Origin of the sequence: Marinifilum sp. D714, assembly GCF_030851345.1 — a bacterium.
Taxonomy (GTDB): Bacteria; Bacteroidota; Bacteroidia; order Bacteroidales; family Marinifilaceae; genus Marinifilum.
In genome coordinates this window covers 52,867-74,027 of the sequence record NZ_JALPNU010000018.1, presented here as the reverse complement: position 1 = coordinate 74,027, position 21,161 = coordinate 52,867, and the positions used below count along the sequence as shown (strand labels likewise).

Genomic DNA, 21,161 nt, shown 5'->3' with positions numbered 1-21,161 from the left:
TGACTGAGCAGATCGTTTTCTAAAAAATGTAGTTCCTCAGTTGGTAAAAGAGATAAGCATTTCAAAAAAAATAATATCCGTGCAGCGTTTTGCATTTCTTATGTATTCTATATGTAAATTGCAAAAACTTATCATATCCTCAATATTGGTAAGATGCTAAATGAGCACGAATGAAGAAACTTTTTCTAAAAAATAAGAAGACCATTTTCAATAAGATTTATGAGAATCATTCTCAACCATTGTTTTTATTGATTCTTCGATATGTTGTATCTCAATTCGATGCTGAAGAAGTCCTACAAAGGGGATTTATTAAAATATACGATGCTTTAGATGATTTTACCTATGAAAATGATAAAGCTAGCTTAGGATGGTTAAAACGCATCATGGTAAACGAAAGTTTACTTTTTTTAAGGGAACAAAAGCGCTTGACATTATCTGAGAATATTTCTTTTATTGAAAATTTCCCCAACCAATCGCCCGAAGTGGAAAACAAACTTGGTATGGACGATTGCTTAAATCTCGTAAGAAATTTACCTGATGGATACCGTACTGTATTCAATCTTTATGTTATTGAAGGATATGCACACAAAGAAATTGCAGATATTCTTCATATTAGTGAAAGTGCCTCACGATCGCAACTCACCAGGGCACGAAACATTTTAAAAACACAATTAAAAACATTGAATTATGCAACCGAACTCGTTGGATAGTATCATTAAAAATAATTTGGAAAACCAGTCGGAATTGCCCTCAAATGTACATTTCGACAAGGAGAGACTACGTTCTTCAATCGATAAACGAATCAATCAGCAACCGAAGGAGCGAAAGTGGAAACTTGCAGCGGCTGTATTGATCCTATTGCTAGGATCCTCTATCTACCTGCATTATCAGCAATACAACACGATAAAAATACAAAATCAAAATATACGCAATCAAGAGCAGCTAATTTCCTCGCTACAAAGCGAAAATGAGAATATTAAAAGTAAAAATTATTTACTGATCGATTCCATTTCAAAATCGAATATTGCCCAATTGGAAAAACCAAAGCACATTGCTTTACCACAACTTCCTACGATAGTTATCAATCAGCCTATCGTATTTCAAAATAAGGTTGAAGACAAACTATATATACAAATTGTCGAACGAATAAAAATAAAGGAAACAGAGAGCGAGATTCCGGAACTCGACCTGCCTGTTTACTATGAAAGTGATCGTTTGGCAAGCAACACAAATAACCAATCGAAAAGCAAATCATTTGCTAAAAAGATTGGCAAACTATTTAAAAATTAAGGTCATGAGAAAAATAATAATTGCATTCTTTCTAATCATATTAATCATTCCTTCTGTTCAATCACAAGGAAAGTGGCTTAATGCTCCAAAAAATTATCAATATGGATTTTCAAACAAAAGAGATACTCTTTACATAGATTATGGTAATGGAAAGAAAATTGAATTCAGCTATTCTTGGCACAATATTTTTGGTTCCATAGATAATGACTTTTCCACCAAACATTTTTGGAATCCGTTAAATCTGGAATTAAAGATCCTGAAGGAGAAGATTAAAGAAATCCCTTTAAAAGAGGATAAAAAATACCATATAACACTTCACTCACAGAGACCTAATCTATACTCTGCTGAATTTTTTGAAGCGATAAAACTTAACAATAAAGAAGCAAAAGAATCAGGTCTGTCGAAAGAAAAAAGAGACAGCTTATTACAAGTTACTTTTAAAAACTATTACAAAGGTAAAATCAAGAAAAAACATAAACTTACGGTTAATGAAAGAAAAACTTCGGAAGAGAATCGAGAGTATATAATTGTGCAAAACAAACTCTACAACAAAGCACAATGGCAACATATCATAGAAATTAAAGAATTGCTTTGGAGTGTAAAGTTTTACATAACCAACCTTAACGAACTTAAAGAATTCGATATTAACGAAATTCAAACTTTTATGGCAAGTGAGAAAGACAGATTCCTAAAAAGAAGATATTACCAGTATTTCTCAAAGCTACATTATAAGAAAGAAAATGGTGAATTTAGATATGAGCGAACTCTTGGAGAAAAAAGAGAGAAAAGACCACGATTTCTAAAGCTAGGTTTTGATGCAGGCTTCGGTAGTTCTGTAATTAAAAGTAAATTATCGGCAGACGTAAGTGCAGGCATCAATCTCTACTTTAATGAAAATTTACAGTATGCTGCCAAACTAGGTATAAGAACTCAAGCCAAATCTTTTGGAATTGATAATAAAATCCGAAACAATGTTTTTATTGATGCTTTAATGGATATTAATATTGCTGAAAGCTTTAAAAAAGAACAGTGGATCGGTGCCGGATTTGGTTACCTGGTAAAGAGAGAAGGAGATATTTATGGAAAAGATACGGCCAGGGCATTTTTTAAGTATGGTTTCACAAATGGAATTGCAATCCAGCCCGAATTAAACTACTCATTTCATGATGAAAAATTTCTTTTAGGAATTGGTGTTTCCTTCAACTTCTAATACACAAACAAAAAACCCTCACACATTAGTGCGAGGGTTTCTCTATATTTTCAGAATACTCTTAAAGTAATTCTTTGTAAGCTTCAGCAGAAAGTAATTCTTCAAGCTCAGCAGCATCATCTAATTTAATTTTGATGATCCAACCTTCACCATAAGGATCAGAGTTGATTAGATCTGGAGCATCTTCCAACTTCTCGTTGAATTCCAATACTTCACCACCAACTGGCATAAACATGTCAGATACAGTTTTTACAGCTTCGATAGTTCCGAAAACTTCTTCCTTATCTAATTCTTCGCCTTCAGTTTCTACTTCAACAAAAACGATGTCTCCTAGTTCTCCCTGAGCGAAATCAGTAACACCAATAAAAGCTTCTTCGCCTTCTACACGTACCCATTCGTGATCTTTAGTGTACTTCAAATTTTCTGGTACATTCATGATAGTATGTTGTTTTAAAAGAGGTTTATAAACTGCTCCAAATTTACAGTTTTTTTTCAATAATAAAATATTAGTAATTGAGTAAATCAACTAATGATTGTATGATCTTTATCACATTATAGATCAATATTATACAAGAAACCTATTGAATATTAACACTTCTAAAAAAAATATTCTTGTTTTCAACCTGCTCTTAAACACTTTATTAATTTGCCAATGTAAATCGGATACTTGCACCAAATTCAGTTGTTGTAGTTGGGTAAGATAACGACACATATGGAGTATTTACAATTCTATCGTAATACAATCGCAAGTTGAATCTGTTACTTAAAACATAGTCTGCACTAAACTTTAAAGTAACCACCTTTTGACCAGATGTTAACTGATCCACTTCATCAACAATTTTTCGGATAATGGTACTATTTTTTCGAACCGATAAATCTGCTCTTAAATTCAAGTCTGAATTGTACTTCTTCTGGCGAGAACCAGATCCAATTATCATTCCGAAATTATCAAATCGATATCCCATACCAAAAATCATTTCGTTTGAAGCTACTTCGGTTAACTGAGTGTTCGAAAGACTCAAAATCAAATTTCGGGTACGCTTGATTTCAAAACTCGTTGAGAAATTGTTTTTCCAAATCATATCAACATTAATCAATGGATTAAATTGCTCATTTATAGATATTGAATTCACATCGTACAAATTGTAAAAATTACCCGTAATCTTATTGATTTCAAGAAATCCATCCTCATCTACTTCGGCTGCTAAATTTGTGGTATAGGAACCCACATCATAAGTTGACGTGTATGCATGACTTAAGTTAATGGATTTGAAATAACGTCTGATAAATGGAATTTTAGACAAGCCTTCAAATGACACTCTCCAGTTTGGTTTCATTTTAGCAATACCAGGGAACAATTTGTTGAACCCACTTCCTACATTTCCATATGCTTTAAGGAAAGCTGGAATTAGCACTTCCTGAGAAGTTGAAGTAAATCCTTTGTAATATCCTGTACCTTCATTATTATCATCCAAAATTTCTTCATTCTCATATGATGCACCATAACGCTGTTGAGCTAACCTTAAAGATTCAGATTTGCGATTTTCCAGAAACTTGGTGAAATATTCCGATGAATAATCTCCAGTATTTCCTATGGTAAAAAATGCCGATTTTAAACTTAAGAAACTCATGCTAAAGTTTCCTGATTTTACCAGATTCTCATTGTTAAATCTATCGCTTTCCTTATCGTAGATGTAATACTCACTTCTATTTCTAGAATAATTTCTATTGGCAGTCAGATCAATTTTCAAGCCTTTAAAAGGTTCAATTGTACTGCGAATTGAGAAATTCTGGGTATGACTCATCACATACGGATCATTCATCGTAGGATCTTTTGTCATCCAACCTTTATCGGCAGCTTCACGTGCAAAGTTTTTATCTTGCTGACCTGTTAAGAAACTAAATCCAGGAGCTTTTGTTCCATTGTATGATTCTCCACCAAAATAATTTGTTTGTGGTAAATATCCAGGCAGAGTTGTAGAGTTAATTTCAGAATAATTAACACTGATATTTCTCACGCTCATTAAAGTTCTCAGAAAGTTTTCTCCAATAACAACAAATACGTTATCCTTTTCTGTAACTTTTCCAGTAACTCTAACCCTTACATCTTTAACAGTTCGAGATGCTGTTATTTTAGCACGATTTCCGGTAACAGGTTTGACCTTAATTTTCACCTCTTTCCCTAACTTATCGTATGCTCTAATGGTAATATCCTCGGTCATTAATTTGTGATAAATGGAAACAGGCACTCCTGCTTTCAATTCATCAACTTTACCATCATAATTCACCCTCTTATATGATTTGCTTTTCTTTTTATATTTACGGTTCGAATTGTATTTTCGATTGATCTTCTTTAAAACGCCAACTTTATTATATAAACTGGTCATTTTTAATTGACCATTCAGCTGAATATTATTTGAATTTCGAATGGTGTTACCCAACTCAATGGTATCGGCAGTAATTGCTCCTGCATTCCAATCATAAGCACCAGAATAACGTGCGTTAAGTGAAGTCCAGTTAAACAAAGGAATCTTATTAATCGGAACTGTATAGGTCACATTAAACTTATGGTGGTATTTAATGTTTCGACCACCATCCATTAAATTATTCCAAATCGAATCTTTCCAAATTTCATAAGCATCACGATCTCTGTGTCTGTCAACAATACCATCTGGTTCATCGATACGGGAGGTATTTGTTGCAGAAAAATCAAACTTTAAACCTTTCGTCAGGTTGTATTTTAAGTCGTAATATCTATACCAAATAAAATCTTTATCGTATGATGGATCAATCATTAATCCTGGCTCTTCAATATTTCTTTTTTCTATTTCATGATAATAACGTTGAATATCTGAGCGGAAAGACAATTGTGTCGGCATATAATAGAAGTTAAAATCCTTTAACAACCTAAACATAGGCTTTTGGAAAGCCTTTACCTTTTTAAATGGCTGAACAATTTTCGGACGCTCAGTGTAATTATAGCTAAGTACTCCACGATAATTTTTCTCTAAATCTCGAACGGTATTTACATCTCGCGAATAAGTTTCATTGTATGAGTAGGTCATCGACAAGTTCGAAACATCCAGCAACTTTGCTTTACCTTCCTTCTTTTCGATTCGAACATTGGTAAGATTAAAACTTTTGCGCTTGGTATACTCCTGCGAAATGTGTTTGATAGAGTCTCTTTCAGACTTCGAATCGGCATTCTCTAAGGCAACATCCAAAGGAATATCCGGATCTAACGGATTATATTCTGGACTTACTGTTTCTTCCGAAATTGCATAGTACATTGGAATTCGAACTCCAGATTTTTCTGGGAAAAATTTTCCTAATTCTAAACTCGCAGAAAAATCATATTGAAAAATATCATCTTTATATCGCTCATTTACTCCATCCTCTATGCCTCCAAAACCTGAGGTAATTTGACTTCCAGACCAAGTTACTGTACCTAAGTCAGCCAATTTGGTAGTTACTCTTAAATTTGCAGCCCAACCTCCATCTTCATCAAAATCAGACAAACGCAATTCGTTCATCCAAACTTCTACTGATTTTGGCTGATCATCATCACTTCCTGTAATATCTTCAAGTGGGTTTTTAATCCCTATCATTATGGTTCTCACATTGGCAAGATTCGGATTACCCTTTATTCTAACCCTGTGTCCTTCTTTTATAGGATCATTATCATTGGATAAATCATTTACAGCAGCATCATAAACAGTAAGGTAATCAACACTTGACCCAGCAGATCTCATAGCATCATTACGTAATTGTTTAATAGTTTGGAATAATCTAAGTTTAAAATCAAACCTATTCTCATCTGGCCAAACTGCTAACCTATCATTTTCATTATCCCCATTATAAACACCTGGAGCAGTTAATTTCAGAGGTATTTCATATTCATAGTAGTTATCCTGATAATCTGATCCTAATCGAATAAAGGCTGTAACTTCATTATCCCTTAAAGGCAAACCACTAATTTCTTCGGCATGAACATCCATTTTAAGTTTTCCATACTTACGAACGTCCATATTAAGTGTTTTGTAAGCTCCTTTTCCTTTTCCATTTTCAAGGTCAGTAACTTTTAATAGAATGGCTTGCTCATTCAACTGGATCAATTGTGGATTACTAGGATCTACAACTCTATCTATACCTGGAGGAAGCACATAATTTACTGGTTCTTTTGAGGCATTTTCTTCAATATTAATTGCAGTAATATCAAAGTTCGCATCTGAAACAACAGCATCATCTTTATCCTCATTTAAAGCTTGTTCATACTTTCTCCAATCATCACGAACTAAATCCAAAGTTGCAAAACGCATAATAACATCCTCTTCGAACCCTTTCAGAAACATTCTCATAAAACGAATCGACGTGAAATCAGAAATATTTCCAAATTGATCCTCGAACTCATTTACAGGAATTTTGAATTGATACCAATCGACTGTTCCTTGCTCACCATTCGCCAAATCGACAGTACTGGTAATTTTATCGGTAATAAAATTCTTACCAACTTCCATTCCTGTTGGTTCAAGACGTACACGATACTGATAATAAGCTTCTGTTTCACTTAAAGTTTGGTCATTATTAATATCTTCAACATTAGGTAATGTTGTTGCTGAAGTTGGATAAGGTTCAGTTGACAATTCAGAAGTTGGTGAATTTCCTTCTGGTCCATTATATCTCTTGTATCTTTCCAGGATACCAACTTTATCAGCATCATAGTCGCTTCCTCTAAAATAGTGATAATCATCTCCAGAAGGGTCATTTATCGCATTTACATAAGCACCAGAACCAACTCCTAAATTGGCAGATAATTCAATTTGCTGAATATACTCATCAAAAAAACTGATTTCTTCTTCAGAGTTAAGCCCATCCAGACCAACATCCTGATACTTCCTGGAATTCGTATTATTATCAAATGCAATCACTTGTGATTGTATTTTAGGAACACGTCCCCAAACTGTAGAATCAACCAAGGTAACATCCTCATCTGTAGGCAATCCATTCTCAAATGATTTTCTTGAATCTCTAAGGATATCCTCCGAAACATTACCCAAATTGAAATATAAATCTCCCCCTTTATGAGCCTTATCATATACAAATGGATCCATCATCCAGAATTCGATATATGCAATATTTGCAGCTTCGAAATCGTTGGTTTCTATTCTTCTCATGATCCCTCCCCAACGTGTTTCCGGAGCTTCTAATGTTCCATCAGGATTCATACCCTGTGAAACGCCTGCTTGTCCATCTACATCATAATTATAGGGTCCCTTTTCGTCAGGGTAATATGCAAGGTTTAAAACTGAAATATTCGTTGGTACACCTGATGCCCTTTCTTTATTGGGCCAAATTTCTTCTTCAAAAATCTCACGTACAAAATGATTCGACTGTTGTTCCTTATCTGCTTTTATGTGCCCTGGAGTTGCCGAATTGTTACGCAAGAATAATGGATCAATTACATACCATGCCAATTTTGCACGATTAAAACCATATGCTAAATCACTGTTTAGGTTTCCCTCAGGGAAGAGCACATCGTTATTTTGCGGAGTACTAGCCAATACCCAAGAACTTAAACTCTTCATATCTATAGAGGTTTGAGCCCCTTCAAAATCGTCAATATATGCAGTTCCTGAGCTTCCAATTGATTTATTATGACCAGGTCTTAATTGTGCAAATTCACCTTCAACAGAAATTTTAGATGGTTCTTTCGTCTCAATAAATGGCAATTTGTCAACCATTCTGGTTAAGAACATCGATTCTGTTTCGTAACTTCCATTTAATCCCCAAATGGTATTCGATATTGGTTCATCTCCTATATTCACCTTCTGAGTTAATGGTTGTTCAGACAAATGCATTACAGTTGCTCCCAGATTGAAATTATCATGAACCTGATAGTCCATCTGAACTCCTAGAAGAGTTTTTGTTTGAATATTGAACAGTGAATTATTTTCAGAATCTATGCTAATTGGTGTGTTTGACTCCAATAACGCTTGATTGATAATTTTAACACGACCTAAAGTATAATCAACTGTATAATCGATATTTTCAACCAATTCTCTTCCTCCAGCCTTTACTCTTACTGAACCAGGCTGAACATTTAATGCGTTCAATGAAATTTCTGAACTTGAAGAAGATTGGTAACTACCTTTCAAAGAGTATTTATTCTTTTCTGCTAACTGTTGAGCTTCGTTTTGTGTCAATTCATAAAGATCTTCAAAGACATACTTATCAGCAATAGCATCATTCCCAATCTTCTCTCTTAAATAAGATCCAAATGGTTCAATGATCGGGAATATAACCCTACCATTATTACTGTAAATGGTAATACCATTAATAAAATCGAACATCCCATCGGCACCAGGATCCAGTTGAGAATTCAACCTATCCAAATTCATAACTTTCAGCAGTATTTCATTCTTGATATCTCCTTCAGGCAAAAAGTTAACCTTTGTTCCCGCCTGATCATTCTGATACATGATGTTTAAAACAAAATCTTCCTGATTTACCTGATAAGCTCCAATGTTGTAAATATTCTTCATCATCAGCTTCCATGTTGGCATTTTAGGACTAAGGTTAGTCCCTTTCAAAAGCTTCATTACCAAAGATTGTGGTGCACTAACACCATCTGAAGTAAATTCTCCAACACGATAAACTTGACCACGATTAGTATATTCATATGCCACCGCCAAAACTTCATCGGCATTCAGAGCTTGGTTTAGGGATATATATCCTAATTTCTCATTGATAGTATATTCAGAAGGCGAAAGTTTGCGAGCGTTTTCTACTTTTTCATAGTCATTACCACTTGAAAAACCTGGCGCTAAAGGTCCAAGAGTTTCAGTTACTTTATTAACATCCCTAATGTCTGAGTAGGTCTCAGTCATTTGCTGATAAACATCATTTAAATCATTATCTGGCAAAACTCCAGTCCCTGTCTGCGAAAAAAGTGTGTTACTAATATTCGTAGCACTTTCACCAAGATCTACAAAGGCGACAACATTTCTTGAATCCTGAAAATTCGAAGTTTTATTGGTAACCCAAACTTCAACCTTATTAATTGCTATCCCCGAGTTGATAACAGGTAAATTCTCCAATGTTTTATCATAGGTATCGTAAAAATACTTCGACAAGAAAAAGTGACGGTTTGCTTCGTATTGATCAACAGAGATCTCAAACTCATTTTTTTGCGCACCATTTTCCAAGTTAACTACTGCAGTTTCACCTTTTTGCTGAGAAAAAACAGAAGTAACACCTAACTTCCCAAATTGCATTTGGGTTTTTACACCAAACAGATTCTGACCACCAGTGATCAACGTATTAGAAATTGGCATAGAAACATTACCCGCCTCTACCTTTTTGATAATTTCATCTTCATCACCAGTATATTCTAAACGCATCTGGTTTTCGAAATCAAAAGTAGCCTCAGTGTTGTAATTCACATCCATCTTCAACTTTTCTCCAACTGTACCGGTAACGTTCATTTGGATTTTTTCATCAAAGTCAAAACTGGTTGTTTTCCTCAAATTTTCTGGTAAGGTTGGATTTTCAACATTGGTAGTACTAATTCCAAATGTCAATTCCGCCGATCCTTGAGGTTTTATTTTTATCGTATTGCTTCCAAATATCTTATCAATAAACTGTCCCCCAAAATTCATATCAGGTACCAATTCATTATTCCCTCCAGCTCCATCGTTTCTACTTCTTTGCATCCAATAATCCCGAATGGAGTTTTCCGCAACATATTGCTCATATTCTTCCGCTGTCATGGTAATTGCACGGCGATAAGTCATATCTCCAATGGTTTTTACCAAAATGTAATTGCCAGTTGCGGGATCGTACTTGATAGAAGTTTTAATATTACTAGGGTCCTTCAAATATAGCGGAGATTGCTGTTGCGAACCATATTCAAGGTTATCATTTTCATCATCAAAAGGATAACGTAGAGAATCATTCTTTGCGTTTGGATTATCTTTATTAAAAGGTGATCTTGAATTTATAATCCTTTTATTTTCATTTCCTGAACGAAGGGTTGTGTCTTGCTGTTGAAATGCACCAAATTCCGAATCAACCTGATAAGCATACGCATTAACCGATTGATTACTCTTTATCACAAAATAAAATATTACTACACAGAGACTTAGAGTATATTTGAATAGTTTTTTCAATTAAATTAGATTTCCTTAGGTTAGTAAAGCAAATACGTTCTTAGTTTATAATTGTTTCAGAGCCAATTTTATTAAATCCTCAACACTCGATGTTGGATTAGCAGTATAGATTTTATCAACCACTTTATATACAGCATTCTTTGCAAAGCCCAACATCACTAAAGCAGATAACGCTTCTTCTTTGTTGGTATTGTTCTGAGGAAGAGAAATTTCTAATATCTCCGAATCTTTTCCTAGTTTATCCTTTAATTCAATAATAATTCGTTGTGCAGATTTTGCTCCAATACCTTTTACTCCTTGCAAAGTTTTGGCATTATTCGACAAAATTGCCGTTTGAATTTCGGCCGGGCTTAAAGAAGAAAGCATCACTCTGGCAGTATTTACACCCACTCCCGATACAGAAATTAAATGACGGAAAATTTCTCTTTCTCTGGTATCTATAAAACCATATAACATATGAGCATCTTCACGAACCACCTGATGAAGGTACAGTTGAACAGTTTTATGCCCTGATAACTGACTGTATGTGTTTAACGAAATGTGAATGAAATATCCAATGCCATTATTTTCTATAATAGCTGATGTAGGTGTTAAATCGGCGAGTTCACCTTTAATGTACTCAAACATAAATTAAGAATTAGATTATTCTGGAATTTAAGGATTTTAAAATATGCAAAATTATGCAATTTTAATAATGAAAGATAGGCTTTTAACAAAAAAAGAAAGAGCGATTAACATTTAACCGCTCTTATTATAATTTTGTTAATTCTTTATTGTACGTTTTTCACATTCTCAGCAGGCTTAAGAGGATCTTTACTCATCTGCTTATACATGCGTCTATTTTTATAAACATCCAATGCCAAATACAATGCTTCACGGAAAGAAACTTCGGATGCAACATTAGTTCCAGCAATTGAATATGCTGTTCCATGAGCTGGTGAAGTTCTTACTCCTGAAAGCCCCGCTGTAAAGTTAACTCCTGAATCAAATGCTAATGCTTTAAATGGAGCTAATCCCTGATCATGATACATCGCTAAAATCGCATCGAACTTTGTATAGTCATCCGAACCAAAAAAGCCATCAGCAGGGAATGGACCTAAAGCCATGATTCCTTTCTCTCTTGCTGTATTTAAAACAGGAATAATGATCTCTTGCTCTTCGGTACCTATCAAACCATTATCACCAGCGTGTGGATTTAGACTTAGAACCGCAATTTTTGGTTTTTGAATGCCAAAATCTTTTAGCAGTGACTCATTCAAAATCTCAAGCTTCTCAAGAATTGCCTCTTTGGTAATTTTTTCAGAAACTTTTGAAATCGGCACATGACCAGCAACCACACCAACTCTCAATTTATCACTAAGCAATAACATTAATGATTTTCCAGATTCCAACTTCGCTTCCAAATATTCGGTATGACCAGGAAATTCAAAATCTTTCGACTGAATGTTCTTCTTGTTTATTGGTGCAGTAATCAAAACATCAATTGCTCCTTTTTTCAAATCCGCAACAGCTGATTCTAATGCTTGAAAAGCAGAAGTTCCAGCAGCATTTGTAGATTTTCCAAGCTCTACTTTAATATTCTCGTCAACACAATTAATGATATTTGCACGCTTTGGATGTGCTTCATGTGCTTCTTTAATATTATTTAAGCTAAAATTATCGATATTTAGTGCTTTACGATGGTATGCTGCAACTTTTGGAGAGCCATAAATAATAGGAGTACAAAGTTCAAACAATCTATTATCCATTAAGGTTTTAATGATTACTTCGTAACCAATTCCATTAATATCTCCGTGAGTTATTCCGACCTTTATTTTGGTATTCTTCATGAGTTTAAAGTATTTGGTTTGGTATGTGTTACTTGTCAAACTCAAGTTAATCACATCACAAACAGTATTAGAACTTAATCAGTTCACAAGTGCAAGATATTGTATTCCAAATAAAAACTTAGCTTGCGATTACAAAAATAGAAAGAATCCCTTAATCCTAACTATCTTTTTAATGATTCCTTATGATTGGTAATTTTTTATAAAATCGTACAACAAACGAACACCAACACCAGTGCCTCCTTTTCCTCGGTAATTATCAGTTGCACCAAGGAAAGCAGGGCCTGCAATATCGATATGAACCCAAGGATAGTCTGTAAAGTGTTCAAGAAATTTCCCAGCAGTTATAGCTCCTCCATCACGACCACCAATATTCTTCAAATCTGCAATATCTGATTTTATTAGCTCTCCGTATTCTTCCCAAAATGGAAACTCTACCACTCTTTCATAAGTCTTGTTTCCAGCATTTTTAAGTTGTTCCATCTTATCGACACTTTCTTCATTCCCCATGGCTACAACACCATATTTTCCAATTGCAACCGCAGCAGCTCCTGTTAAAGTTGCCAAATCAACCACAAATTCAGGATTATATTTTTTTGCATAACTCAAAGCATCAGCAAGAATTAATCTTCCTTCGGCATCGGTATTTAAAACCTCAACATTTAGCCCATTGTGCATTTTAATAATATCTCCTGGTGCATAGGCATTTCCTCCCGGACGATTGTCTGTAGCAGGAATTAAACCAATTACATGAACGGGAAGTTTTGCTTTTGCAATTGCATACAAAGCACCAGCTACCGATGCAGCTCCTCCCATATCAGATTTCATTAAATCCATACTGTCCTTGGTTGGCTTTAAACTCAAACCTCCTGTATCATAAACAATTCCTTTACCAACAAAGACAATTGGGTTTGTATTCTTTGCATTTTCAGGCTTCCATTCTAAAATCGAAAAAGTTGGATCATCAATACTTCCCTTATTTACAGCCAAAAGACCTCCCATTTTCAAGCTTTGAATTTTAGTCTTTTCAAAAACTTCAACACAAAAGCCTGATTCATCAGCCATTCTTTTGATCTCCTCGCTTAATTTTTGCGCCGTTAAATAACTTAATGGTTCATTTACCAGATTGCGTGCATGTTTTACCGCTTCGCATACTGCCTGCAATTCTTCAATGTCTTTTTCTTCCAACACATCGCTTTGAACATGAACTTCGCTTAAATAATGCTTTACTTTTTTAGTTTCCTTTAAATATTTTATAAACTGATAGTTACTTAAAGACAAGCCTTCAAGAATTGGTAAAATCAATTCTTTGTTCAAAGAAAAATCAACAACTACAAGTTCTGAGATTTTACTTTCCTGAACTTTTGAATGAAGAGAATTACCAAGCTTTCTCATCTTCTCATAATCTTTGTACTTCGGCTCTTCTGTTGAACTTACATGCACAAAAATCTTTCTAGTATATTGATTGAGTTCTATCAATAAAACTTCATTCTCAACCTGTTTCGTAAGATATTGAATTTCATTTTCGGCAAGAGGAAGGTTTTTGTAGTTGTTTATGCTTGTCAAGTAGAATACATTCTTTTTTTCTACTGAAATATTCGGTGAAAGTATATCTATATTCATGTGCTAAAATTTAAGGTGAAAATGGTTTTGTATCAAAACCATTTTTGAAGTTAAGTAAAAATACTAAAAATCTTTTCTTTGCTTCATATCTATTCAAAAGAAAAACCGCAGCTTCAGAGCTGCGGTTTCTAATTTATAATTTATCAGGATTCTCTTTAAAGTAATTTCTTATCAGAACTTTTTTCAACTCACGAAGAATCACCAATTCGGCGAGCAGATCTGATTTTGGTACATCAGGATATTGAGCTTCGGCTTGCATAACTTGCTTTTCACTCAAATCAATCTGGTATAGCAATAAAACCAAACGATGATAATCACGATCCAAGAGCCAAATTAAATGTTCTTTCAATTGAGAAAACAATTCTTCATATGCATAATCCACTTCGCCCGAAAATTGTACCTCTAAACCAAACTGAGCGAAATCTTTCTCAATTTGTGCGGCAACTTGTCGAATTATTTCTTCGCGATTGCGATATGGTTCGATGCTTAAATTTTTATAATCGGGCAAACTCATTTTTTTACTTATTAGTGTTATCGTATGAATACATAATTGCTTCCAACTCACGCAGCATCTCACGTTTATTATTATTAGGATAATAAACATAGGAATCCATACAAATTACTCTATTATTCTTTTCATCAAGAAAGGTCACACTTACAAATGGTCCACCCATAAAGTCATTTTCAACTTTCCAAAGTCCACGAGTCTCATAAGCGTAATTCCCTTCAAAATCAAATTGTCTGGAAATAATTGGGTAAGACATTTCAGTTGCCATATAACTTCCTTCAGTAGGTCCAGGAACATATTTTTTCAATAAATTGTTTCTTCTTTTAATAAACTGATCTTTTGAGAACATATCTTCCGAAAGATAGTCGTATGAGTAGATAAACATTCCCTGACTAGTTGTTGGAGTTTCATTGCTTATCCAAAGAAAATCCGGCTCATCTTTATTGATTTTATATCCAGATGGAAACGAAAGCGTAAATTGATATTTTGATTTTACTTTTTCGAAGATTTCCTGAACTACATTTCTTCTAAAGGTTTTGATTTTTCTATTTCTCTCTCCCAAAAGGAAATAAGCAACAATTTTATTTCTATTCTCTTGCAATAATTCAATCATTGCTTTATTGTTTTTTGCTTCAATTTTCATGAATGACTGAGTCTTGGCATACAGTTCATCCTTAACAGCAAGATTGCTTTTTTCTACTTTAGCAGAAACTCTAAGATCTAGGATACTACGATGCGTTTTAAACATGCTGCTAAAAGCGTTGTGATTGATATGAATGACATCCAAAACCGGCTCATCTTGTGGCAACCCCAATTGAGTGTCATTAAGAATTGATTTTAGTGTATCGCCAACTGAACTTTCCCACAATGCGTCATTGATCAAAACCAAAATCTCGCCAGATCCTCCTGTCACAACTGGCCTTAAACCTTTTGTTGTCTTTTTACACGACACTGCACTTACTATAACAAGCGCACAAAGAAGCGTTATATTTATTATTTTCTTCATAATTAGATGTTTATTAGGAATTCACTTATTATTCGTATTGAACTATTTTTAATACCATACCTGGCTCAACTGCATTAGATTGACTCATGTTATTTACCTTAACCAAATCTTTGACAGACTCTACTTCAAACCTATTGGCAATTGATTGCAAACTGTCTCCTTCTTGTACCTCATAAAGTAAAAATTTACTCTTTTTTAACATCGGATCTCTTTTAGGCTTCTGAGAAATCTGCTCCGATGGTTTTACCCAAATTTTTAATCGTTGACCAATGTAAATATCATGATTATTCATGTTATTCCACTCCATAATATTGTGTGTAGTACAAGAATAATTCATAGCTATCTTATGAAAGTACTCTCCAGCTTTAACAAGATGATAAATCATATATTTCCCTTTGGTAGAAGAAAGTTCCTTTTGCAATTCAAGGTACTTTTTAGGCTCCTCTTTCATCGCATAAATTTCTTCTTCATTGTCGATAAACAAACCAATTTTTTCAACAGGAAGAATCAATTGTGCAGGCAATTCTCCTGCAGGAATTATACCTCGCTTGTAGACCGGGTTTAATTTTTTAATTTCTTCTATTGGAACATCAATTACTGTTGCAATATGTTTAAACAAGACACTTTTCTTCACATTCACCGGTGATACCCTAAAATAAGGATATTGATTAGGCGCAGCCACTATATTGTGTTCTCTGCTATAATTCAAAATATAATTTGCAGCTATAAAAATGGGCACATAGTTTCTGGTTTGCTGTGGCAAATATGGTGATATTTCCCAAAAATCAGTTTTACCTCCAGAACGCTGAATTGCTTCTCGTACAACACCAGGCCCTCCATTATAAGCAGCAATTGCCAATTGCCAATCCCCAAAAATACGATGCAAATACTGTAAATACTTGCAAGCTGCTTCGGTCGACTTCTCAGGATCCATTCTCTCATCAACATAGGAAGTAACCTTTAAATCGAACATTTTGCATGAGTTATACATAAACTGCCATAGGCCCATTGCTCCTGATCTAGATCTTGCTTTTGGATCCAAAGCCGATTCAATAACCGACAGGTATTTTAGCTCCAATGGTAAATCATATTTGTCTAAATACTCTTCAAATATTGGGAAGTATAATTCCGAACGCTCAATTATTTTTCCGGTTTTTTCGCGATGACGAACTGCATATGCCTCAATAAATCGGCGCACAACAGGTTTATAATCCAACTGTATTGGTGTTAGATCATTTAAACGTTTCATTCTTTCTTTGTATATCTCATCTGAAAAAACAGGAATATAGTTCGCATCTAAAATTTCATTCTCCGGAAGTGCCTCTTTTAATATCTCATCCGTAAAATACATCAGTCTTTGGTTAACTTCTTGTGTACTTTCTGGTTTCTCTTTTTGCAAAATACTAAATAAAGACTGAGCAGAGACTGCAGAACTTATAAGAGACATTAACAAAACAAGTATGAAATTCTTCATTCAAGTGGGCAGTTTAAGGTTTAGGCATTTTTAAATTCGAATTGAAAATAATTAATTTACAACTAGCATCCAAATGATTTTATAAGTTTTAAACTAATTTTTTAGTTGGTTTTGTTTTCAGAAATTTAGACATTAAAAAAGGCAGGTAAATTACCTGCCTCTCATCTATTTTTCTAAAGACTCTTTATCTTTGTTATTGTCCTTATCCTGGTCTTGATCTGTAGCCTTTTTAAACTCTTTCATTCCTTGACCAAGTCCCTTCATTAATTCTGGTATTTTTTTGCCTCCAAAAAGAAGTAAGATTACAAATACAATTATTACAATTTGCCAAGGACCAATCATTCCCGCTATTACAAAAAGATTCATATCAGTTGAGTTTTAGTATTTACAGTGCTAATATAGTATTTTTAATGTAATAATTACCAATTGGATACCCATTTCACCACATCATTGGCATTTGCAAAAATAAGCAATCCAAAAAGTAAAACCATTCCTGTAACCTGAGCATACTCCATAAACTTATCACCTGGTTTTCTTCCTGTAATTATTTCATACATCAAGAATAACACATGACCTCCATCCAAAGCAGGAATTGGGAGAATGTTCATAATAGCCAAGATAATAGAAAGAAATGCAGTTAACTCCCAGAATGCATGCCAATCCCAAACCGAAGGAAAAATGCTTCCAATGGTACCAAATCCTCCAATTGACTTGTATCCCTTGATATCTTTATCGAAGATTAAACCAAATTGTTTCAGGTACTCATTTAGTTTTTTAAATCCTTTTCCAATACCAGCAGGAATAGCTTGAGCAAAAGTATACTCTACCGCCTCGTATTTAAATTCGCTAAGATCTAATAAAGGCTGAAAACCTATTAAACCTTTATCGGTAGTAGTCAATTTTAAATTTAATTCCTGATTGTTTCTCGAAATTAAAACATTAATCTCTTTGCCTGCCTGAGTAGCTAAATATTCTTTATACTCATCGAAGTAGTTAAAATTCACTCCATTTACACTTACAATCTCATCATCTTTTTGCAATCCTGCCAATTTAGCTGGTGAATCTTTAGCAACTTTTCCAACTTTCATTGGGTGAAATGGATAACGAAGACTAATGGTTGGATCAACACCAAACTTTTTACTGCTTCGTTCAATTAATGCTGGAATATATGTTGTTGGAATTGAAACATCCACAGTTGCTTCATCACGAATTACTTGAATTGATGAAGGACGATTAAGAATAATTTCTGGCATAATTTGAGAGAACCTCTCTACTTTTTGATTATCCAGAGCAACAATAATGTCACCATCCTTCAAGCCTATACTTTCCGACAAAGAATCACAAACAATACCATACTTTGCATTTTCAGCAGGCAAATACTGTTCTCCCCAAGCAAACAATACAGCTGTATATATTATAAACGCCAAGACGAAGTTTACCAATACTCCTCCAATCATGATCAACAAACGCTGCCATGCTGGCTTTGATCTAAATTCATATGGTTTTGGAGGCAATGCCATTTGATCCTTATCCATCGATTCATCGATCATCCCTGATATTTTCACATATCCTCCTAGAGGAATCCAGCCAATTCCATATTCTGTCTCTCCTTTTTTAAATTTAAAAAGGGAAAATCCAGGATTAAAGAACATATAAAATTTCTCAACCCTTGTTTTGAACAATTTTGCAAATACAAAGTGTCCTAACTCATGCAAAACCACAAGAATAGACAAACTCAATAAAAACTGTCCTATTTTAACCAATACATCCATTCAAATATTTATTTGTAACAAGCAAGAAATCAAGAGTGAATCATTCACACTGCACTATACGAAATTTTTCTACTTGCTAATTATTAATTACTAATTGTTAATTTCAAAAGGTTGCCTAAGATAATTATTTTTTACAACATGGTCTCTGTTAATCTTCTCGCTTCTGAGTCAGATAAAACATAGTCTTCGTAGCTTGGTTTCTGAATAAAACTTGTTTTATTCATTACTTCTTCGATGATTTCGCTCATTTGTAAGAAACCAACTTGATTTTTAAGAAAAGCGTCTACCACAACTTCATTGGCAGCATTAATTATACAAGGCAAATTGCCTCCTTTATTCATGGCTTCGTATGCAAGAGCCAGGTTTCTAAAATTCTCTGTATCGGCAGGAGCAAAATTCAATTCTGGATAATCTAAAAAATTAAAACGTGGAAAATCAGTTTTCAATCTCTTTGGATAAGTAAGTGCAAATTGAATTGGCAATTTCATATCAGGTAATCCCATTTGTGCTTTCATCGATCCATCCTGAAACTGCACAATGGAATGAACAATTGATTGATGATGTACTATCACATCCACCTGATCAGGACGAAGATCAAACAACCATTTCGCCTCAATTGCTTCAAAACCTTTGTTCATCATACTTGCCGAATCGATTGTAATTTTAGCTCCCATATCCCAATTCGGATGCTTTAAAGCTTGCTTGGCCGTAACATTTTCAAGGAATTTTTTATCCTTTCCTCTAAACGGACCTCCCGAAGCAGTCAGATAAATTTTCTCAATCGGATTATCGAATTCTCCTAGCAAACATTGAAAAATTGCCGAATGTTCCGAATCAACAGGGTAAATACTCACACCATATTCCAATGCTAATCTCTGTATGATATCACCAGCAACCACCAATGTTTCCTTGTTTGCCAAGGCAATATTTTTTCTGGCTTTAATGGCATTTATTGTAGGTAATAATCCCGAGTATCCAACCATTGCAGTAACTACCACATCAATAGCACCCATTTGAACTACCTGAGCAATAGCTTCATGACCAGCATAAACCTTTATTGGTTCATCTTTTAAAGCTTCAACAAGCTGAGGGTATTTCTCTTCTTTGGCTATAACAACAACATCAGGCTTAAATTTCTTTGCTTGCTCTATTAGTAATTCTACTTGATTGTTTGCAGTTAAAACATCTACGACAAATTCTTCGGGATTTGCTTCTACCACTTCCAATGTTTGGGTTCCAATGGAACCCGTCGATCCCAGAATAGCAATATGCTTACTCATTAATAATTAGAGTTTTGTTTTTAAAATTTTATATAGTCTTCGGGATTTAAAGGTTGTCCGTTATGCCACAATTCGAAATGCAAATGCGGACCAGAAGTTAACTCTCCAGAATTTCCCAACAGCGCAATTGCCTCTCCAGCTTTAACATGCTCTCCTGCTTTTTTTAATAGCTCGGAATTGTGCTTATACACGGATAGTAAGTTATTTGAATGTTGAATCTGAATAACATATCCTGTATTCAAAGTCCACTCCGAAAAAATAACAGTTCCATCTAAAACGGAAGATATACGTTCATTTACACCTCCTACAATATCAGTTCCATAATGTTGCGATTTACTATCAAAATGATTTGAAATCATTCCCTTTATAGGTGAAAAGAAATGTGTATTTGACAATCCCCTTGATTTTGGAGCATCTTCAAGAGTTAAGTTGTATTTTTCATCCTCCTCATGGTCAAGACGGAATAGAGAATCAGATTCTGTTCTTGTAAAACTCAAATTCTTATACTTTGGATCGACAATGGAATCGGAAGCACTTTGAACCACATTATCAAAATCATTTCCTTCCACTATGTTTCGAACGCCTTGAAAAAAACGATCTCGTTTCTCCAATTCCAGAATCAATGAATCCACCAAAATGTCATTATTCTCAATATTTCTTCGCATTTCTCCATCAGGATAGCCTGGAATGTACTCTCGTAAAGGTGTAAAAGCAATCAATAAGGTTACTAATACTATTAATAGAACCGAAAACAAGCCTGTTACGGTAAATACATTTAATCGTGATAGTCGAATAGACAATACTTCATCAAACGTGGCTTCGTTGGATATTGTTAGTCTGTATTTATTCTTTAATTTTTTAATTAAAGGCTTTTTCTCATTTAAACTACTCATACTTACTGATAGTATCTGAAAAGATTTACGCAAAGGTAACAGAAATCAACGAAATTGTATGTTTTTTAAATCAGAAGGAATAAAAAAAGGCTTTGGAATAATCCAAAGCCT

The 21,161-nt window shown here is 34.3% G+C and carries 15 protein-coding genes; 3 read left to right on the top strand and 12 right to left on the bottom strand.

The window, feature by feature from the left end:
- Nucleotides 1-170: 170 nt before the first annotated feature.
- Genes M0051_RS14965 through M0051_RS14955 form a run of 3 tightly spaced genes read left to right on the top strand, consistent with a single transcriptional unit; the run spans nt 171 to nt 2,500 of the window.
- The gene (locus M0051_RS14965) at nt 171-710 is read left to right on the top strand and encodes an RNA polymerase sigma factor (RefSeq protein ID WP_306742309.1); all 540 of its coding nucleotides are present in this window, start codon (nt 171-173) and stop codon (nt 708-710) included.
- Nucleotides 688-1,290: a hypothetical protein gene (locus tag M0051_RS14960; RefSeq protein WP_306742308.1), complete on the top strand. Its 603-nt coding sequence runs from the start codon at nt 688-690 to the stop codon at nt 1,288-1,290. The genes M0051_RS14965 and M0051_RS14960 overlap by 23 nt, the downstream gene beginning before the upstream one ends.
- A 4-nt stretch (nt 1,291-1,294) precedes the next feature.
- The gene (locus tag M0051_RS14955; protein WP_306742307.1) at nt 1,295-2,500 is read left to right on the top strand and encodes a hypothetical protein; all 1,206 of its coding nucleotides are present in this window, start codon (nt 1,295-1,297) and stop codon (nt 2,498-2,500) included.
- A 61-nt stretch (nt 2,501-2,561) separates the two neighbouring features.
- On the opposite strand, the gene gcvH is transcribed toward M0051_RS14955, so the two are convergent.
- The 12 genes from gcvH to M0051_RS14895 form a co-directional block, all read right to left on the bottom strand.
- A complete protein-coding gene (gene gcvH / locus M0051_RS14950) occupies nt 2,562-2,936 on the bottom strand; it encodes a glycine cleavage system protein GcvH (RefSeq protein WP_306742306.1) in 375 nt (124 codons plus the stop codon).
- A 205-nt stretch (nt 2,937-3,141) separates the two neighbouring features.
- On the bottom strand, nt 3,142-10,614 hold the full coding sequence (gene sprA / locus M0051_RS14945) for a cell surface protein SprA (RefSeq protein ID WP_306742305.1): 7,473 nt from the start codon (nt 10,612-10,614) through the stop codon (nt 3,142-3,144).
- Nucleotides 10,615-10,713: 99 nt separating this feature from the next.
- Nucleotides 10,714-11,295, bottom strand: coding sequence for a Holliday junction branch migration protein RuvA (ruvA, locus tag M0051_RS14940; RefSeq protein ID WP_306742304.1), 582 nt, complete (start codon nt 11,293-11,295; stop codon nt 10,714-10,716).
- 143 nt (nt 11,296-11,438) lie between these two features.
- Nucleotides 11,439-12,497, bottom strand: a complete 1,059-nt coding sequence (gene pdxA, locus M0051_RS14935) for a 4-hydroxythreonine-4-phosphate dehydrogenase PdxA (protein WP_306742303.1) — start codon at nt 12,495-12,497, stop codon at nt 11,439-11,441.
- A 180-nt stretch (nt 12,498-12,677) separates the two neighbouring features.
- On the bottom strand, nt 12,678-14,117 hold the full coding sequence (locus tag M0051_RS14930; protein ID WP_306742302.1) for a M17 family metallopeptidase: 1,440 nt from the start codon (nt 14,115-14,117) through the stop codon (nt 12,678-12,680).
- Nucleotides 14,118-14,250: 133 nt separating this feature from the next.
- Nucleotides 14,251-14,631, bottom strand: a complete 381-nt coding sequence (locus M0051_RS14925) for a hypothetical protein (RefSeq protein ID WP_306742301.1) — start codon at nt 14,629-14,631, stop codon at nt 14,251-14,253.
- Between the two features lie 4 nt (nt 14,632-14,635).
- Nucleotides 14,636-15,631 (bottom strand): DUF4837 family protein, encoded by a 996-nt coding sequence (locus M0051_RS14920; protein WP_306742300.1) that lies wholly within the window; start codon nt 15,629-15,631, stop codon nt 14,636-14,638.
- A 28-nt stretch (nt 15,632-15,659) separates the two neighbouring features.
- A complete protein-coding gene (locus M0051_RS14915) occupies nt 15,660-17,105 on the bottom strand; it encodes a lytic transglycosylase domain-containing protein (protein ID WP_306742299.1) in 1,446 nt (481 codons plus the stop codon).
- 165 nt (nt 17,106-17,270) lie between these two features.
- Nucleotides 17,271-17,471 (bottom strand): twin-arginine translocase TatA/TatE family subunit, encoded by a 201-nt coding sequence (locus tag M0051_RS14910; protein WP_306742298.1) that lies wholly within the window; start codon nt 17,469-17,471, stop codon nt 17,271-17,273.
- A gap of 53 nt (nt 17,472-17,524) precedes the next feature.
- Nucleotides 17,525-18,877 carry an RIP metalloprotease RseP gene (gene rseP / locus M0051_RS14905; RefSeq protein WP_306742297.1) on the bottom strand — a complete coding sequence of 451 codons (1,353 nt, stop codon included), beginning with the start codon at nt 18,875-18,877 and terminating at the stop codon, nt 17,525-17,527.
- A 131-nt stretch (nt 18,878-19,008) separates the two neighbouring features.
- Complete coding sequence (locus tag M0051_RS14900; protein WP_306742296.1) at nt 19,009-20,157, bottom strand: 1-deoxy-D-xylulose-5-phosphate reductoisomerase; 1,149 nt, start codon at nt 20,155-20,157, stop codon at nt 19,009-19,011.
- Between the two features lie 20 nt (nt 20,158-20,177).
- Entirely contained in the window at nt 20,178-21,050 is an 873-nt protein-coding gene (locus M0051_RS14895; protein ID WP_306742295.1) for a M23 family metallopeptidase, read from the bottom strand.
- Nucleotides 21,051-21,161 lie beyond the last annotated feature (111 nt).

Excerpts from the sequence above, each read along its gene's own strand:
- rseP (WP_306742297.1), bottom strand. The coding sequence starts at position 18,877 with ATGGATGTATTGGTTAAAATAGGACAGTTTTTATTGAGTTTGTCTATT.
- M0051_RS14895 (WP_306742295.1), bottom strand. The coding sequence starts at position 21,050 with ATGAGTAGTTTAAATGAGAAAAAGCCTTTAATTAAAAAATTAAAGAAT.
- M0051_RS14965 (WP_306742309.1), top strand. The coding sequence starts at position 171 with ATGAAGAAACTTTTTCTAAAAAATAAGAAGACCATTTTCAATAAGATT.
- gcvH (WP_306742306.1), bottom strand. The coding sequence starts at position 2,936 with ATGAATGTACCAGAAAATTTGAAGTACACTAAAGATCACGAATGGGTA.
- M0051_RS14930 (WP_306742302.1), bottom strand. The coding sequence starts at position 14,117 with ATGAATATAGATATACTTTCACCGAATATTTCAGTAGAAAAAAAGAAT.
- M0051_RS14900 (WP_306742296.1), bottom strand. The coding sequence starts at position 20,157 with ATGAGTAAGCATATTGCTATTCTGGGATCGACGGGTTCCATTGGAACC.
- M0051_RS14910 (WP_306742298.1), bottom strand. The coding sequence starts at position 17,471 with ATGAATCTTTTTGTAATAGCGGGAATGATTGGTCCTTGGCAAATTGTA.
- ruvA (WP_306742304.1), bottom strand. The coding sequence starts at position 11,295 with ATGTTTGAGTACATTAAAGGTGAACTCGCCGATTTAACACCTACATCA.
- pdxA (WP_306742303.1), bottom strand. The coding sequence starts at position 12,497 with ATGAAGAATACCAAAATAAAGGTCGGAATAACTCACGGAGATATTAAT.
- M0051_RS14960 (WP_306742308.1), top strand. The coding sequence starts at position 688 with ATGCAACCGAACTCGTTGGATAGTATCATTAAAAATAATTTGGAAAAC.
- M0051_RS14915 (WP_306742299.1), bottom strand. The coding sequence starts at position 17,105 with ATGAAGAATTTCATACTTGTTTTGTTAATGTCTCTTATAAGTTCTGCA.
- M0051_RS14925 (WP_306742301.1), bottom strand. The coding sequence starts at position 14,631 with ATGAGTTTGCCCGATTATAAAAATTTAAGCATCGAACCATATCGCAAT.
- M0051_RS14920 (WP_306742300.1), bottom strand. The coding sequence starts at position 15,631 with ATGAAGAAAATAATAAATATAACGCTTCTTTGTGCGCTTGTTATAGTA.
- M0051_RS14955 (WP_306742307.1), top strand. The coding sequence starts at position 1,295 with ATGAGAAAAATAATAATTGCATTCTTTCTAATCATATTAATCATTCCT.